The organism is Mycobacterium sp. (assembly GCF_039583805.1).
In the GTDB taxonomy this organism is placed as follows: domain Bacteria; phylum Actinomycetota; class Actinomycetes; order Mycobacteriales; family Mycobacteriaceae; genus Mycobacterium.
Map to the genome: position 1 here is coordinate 1 of NZ_JAVKSH010000184.1, position 3,156 is coordinate 3,156.

The window sequence follows — 3,156 nt, forward strand, 5'->3', positions numbered from 1 at the left end:
GGCGACGGCGGGCCCGGCGGCGCCAACGGCACACCGGGCACACCTGGCACGCCCGGCACACCCGGCGCGGTCACATCGTCTGCCGGCCGCAGCGGATAACCCGCCACCGGCGATAATCTGCTAGCACCCGCAGACGAAGGATCGCCGATGACCGTCAGACTCGCGCTCGTCACCGGGGCCGGATCGGGGATCGGCAGAGCGGTCGCGCTGGGATTCGCCGCCCGCGGCGACCGGGTGATCGCCGCCGATCTCGACGACGCCGGCGCGCAGGCCACCGCCGCCGAGCACCCCGGGCTGATCACCGCGCTGCCCGTCGACGTCGCCGACCGCGCCCAAGTCGACGAGCTTCGCGACCGGGCACACGACCAGGTGGGTGTGCCCACCGTCGTCGTCAACGCCGCCGGCTGGGACCGCACCGACCAATTCCTCAACGCTACAACGGAATTCGCAGAGAAAGTGGTCGCCATCAACTACCTCGGGCCGGTGCACGTGTGCAGCGCGTTCCTGCCGGGGATGATCGACGTCGGCGAAGGCGGCCGCGTCGTCAACGTGGCCAGCGACGCCGGGCGGGTCGGCAGCGCCGGCGAGACGATCTACGCCGGAGCCAAGGGCGGTGTGATCGCCTTGACCAAGTCGCTGGCCCGGGAAATGGCCCGGTATCAGATCACCGTCAACTGCGTGTGCCCCGGACCCACCGACACCCCGCTGTTCGCCGCCCAACCCGAGAAGCTGAAAGAGGCTCTGGTCAAAGCGATCCCGTTCCGGCGGCTGGCCCGCCCGGAGGAGGTGGCAGCCGCGGTGCTGTTCTTCGCCTCCGACGCGGCGTCGTTCGTCACCGGCCAGGTGCTCAGTGTCAGCGGCGGCCTGACGATGGCAGGATGAGGCGATGAGCGCATCGCCAGACTTCGATCCGCACGACCCGCTCGCGCTCGACACGTTGCTCTCCGACGACGAGGTCGCCGTCCGCGACACCGTGCGAGCTTTCTGTGCCGAGCACGTCACCCCCCACGTCGCCGACTGGTTCGAGGCGGGCGACCTGCCGGTGGTCCGGGAACTGGCCAAACAGTTCGGGGCGCTCGGGCTGCTCGGCATGCACCTGCACGGCTACGGCTGCCCCGGCGCGTCGGCCGTGCACTACGGGCTGGCGTGCACGGAGCTGGAGGCCGCCGACTCCGGCATCCGGTCGCTGGTCAGCGTGCAGGGCTCGCTGGCGATGTTCGCGATCGCGAAGTTCGGCTCCGAGCAGCACAAACAGCGGTGGCTGCCGGACATGGCCGCCGGCGAGGTGCTCGGCTGCTTCGGGCTGACCGAACCCGACGCCGGGTCGGACCCGGCCGCCATGACGACCCGGGCGCGCCGCGACGGCTCCGACTGGGTGCTCAACGGGCGCAAGATGTGGATCACCAACGGCTCGGTCGCCGACGTCGCGATCGTGTGGGCGATCACCGACGACGGGATCCGCGGATTCGTCGTCCCCACCGACGCGCCGGGGTTCTCCGCCAACACCATTCACCACAAACTCTCGCTGCGGGCGTCGATCACGTCCGAGTTGGTGCTCGACGACGTACGCCTGCCCGCCGACGCGATGCTGCCCGGGGCGGCCGGTCTGGGCGGGCCGCTGTCGTGTCTGTCCGAGGCGCGCTACGGCATCATCTGGGGGTCGATGGGCGCGGCCCGCTCGGCCTGGCAGTCGGCCCGCGACTACGCGCTGCAGCGCACCCAGTTCGGCCGCCCGATCGCCGGATTCCAGCTGACCCAGGCCAAACTCGTCGACATGGCCGTCGAACTGCACAACGGCCAGCTGCTGGCGCTGCACCTGGGCCGGCTCAAGGACAGCGTCGGGCTGCGCCCCGAACAAGTCAGCTTCGGCAAGCTCAACAACACCCGTGCGGCGTTGCAGATCTGCCGGACCGCGCGAACCATTCTGGGCGGCAACGGGATATCGCTGGAATACCCGGTGATCCGGCACATGGTCAACCTGGAATCGGTGCTCACCTACGAAGGCACCCCGGAGATGCACCAGCTTGTGCTGGGCAAGGCGTTCACCGGTGTGGACGCGTTCCGCTGATGCTGCACTGGGGCCCCGAACATGACCAGTTCCGGCAGCTGGTGCGAGGTTTCGTGGCACAGACCGTGCTGCCGGCGCACGAAGACTGGGAGCGGGCCGGATGCTGGGATCGGTCGCTGTTCGTCGAGGCCGGCAAGCTGGGGCTGCTGGGCTTTCCGGTGCCCGAAGAGTTCGGCGGCCCGGGTGTGCACGACTTTCGCTACCACGCCATCGTCGTCGACGAACTGCAGCGGGCCGGCGCGGCCGCCGAGGCGATCGCGTTCTCGCTGCAGAACGACGTGGTGCTGCCCTACCTCACCGACCTGACCACCGCCGAGCAGAAACGACGCTGGCTGCCCGGCGTGGTGAGCGGAGAGACGGTGCTCGGTATCGCCATGACCGAGCCCGGCACCGGCAGCGACCTTGCGGGTATGCGCACCGCCGCGGTGCGCGACGGCCAGAGCTACGTCGTCAACGGGGCGAAAACGTTCATCTCCAACGGACAGACCGGCGACCTGTTCGTCGTCGCGGTGCGCACCGGACCCGACCCGCACAAGGGCTTGTCGCTGCTGGTGGTCGACGCCGACACGCCTGGTTTCACCCGTGGCCGCAACCTGGCCAAGATCGGCCTGCACGCCCAGGACACCAGCGAGCTGACCTTCACCGACATGCGGGTGGCGAGCGACAACCTGCTCGGCGACGAGGGCCAAGGCTTCTACCAGTTGATGAAAAACTTGCCGCAGGAACGGCTTTCGCTGGGCGTGGGCGCGGTGGCCGCTGCCGAGGGCGTGCTCGCCGAAACACTCGACTACGTCCGCCAGCGCACGGCGTTCGGCTCCGCCATCGCCGGCTTCCAGCACACCCAGTTCACCCTTGCCGAGCTGGCCACCGAAATCGACGTCGGGAGAACATTTCTCGACGACTGCATCGCGGCGCACCTGACCGGCGAGCTGACCGCCACGCGGGCGGCCAAGCTGAAATGGTGGACCACCGAGCTGCAGGTGCGGGTCGCCGACCGCTGCCTGCAGCTGCACGGCGGCTACGGCTACATGCGCGAATACCCGGTGTCACGGGCGTTCGTCGACGCCCGCATCCAGACCATTTACGGC

Annotated in this window: 3 protein-coding genes; all 3 read left to right on the forward strand. The window is 69.4% G+C overall.

Features of this window, described 5'->3' with window-relative positions; all coding sequences use genetic code 11:
• Positions 1-147: 147 nt before the first annotated feature.
• On the forward strand, positions 148-882 hold the full coding sequence (locus tag ABDW21_RS16715) for an SDR family oxidoreductase (RefSeq protein ID WP_343602545.1): 735 nt from the start codon (positions 148-150) through the stop codon (positions 880-882).
• 4 nt (positions 883-886) lie between these two features.
• Entirely contained in the window at positions 887-2,068 is a 1,182-nt protein-coding gene (locus tag ABDW21_RS16720; RefSeq protein WP_343602546.1) for an acyl-CoA dehydrogenase, read from the forward strand.
• The coding region (locus tag ABDW21_RS16725; protein WP_343710769.1) for an acyl-CoA dehydrogenase family protein at positions 2,068-3,156 on the forward strand (1,089 nt) is incomplete at its 3' end. The genes ABDW21_RS16720 and ABDW21_RS16725, both read left to right, overlap by 1 nt.

What these genes read in the sequence shown, in the direction of transcription:
- ABDW21_RS16720 (WP_343602546.1), top strand. Translation starts at nt 887, where the DNA reads ATGAGCGCATCGCCAGACTTCGATCCGCACGACCCGCTCGCGCTCGAC.
- ABDW21_RS16715 (WP_343602545.1), top strand. Translation starts at nt 148, where the DNA reads ATGACCGTCAGACTCGCGCTCGTCACCGGGGCCGGATCGGGGATCGGC.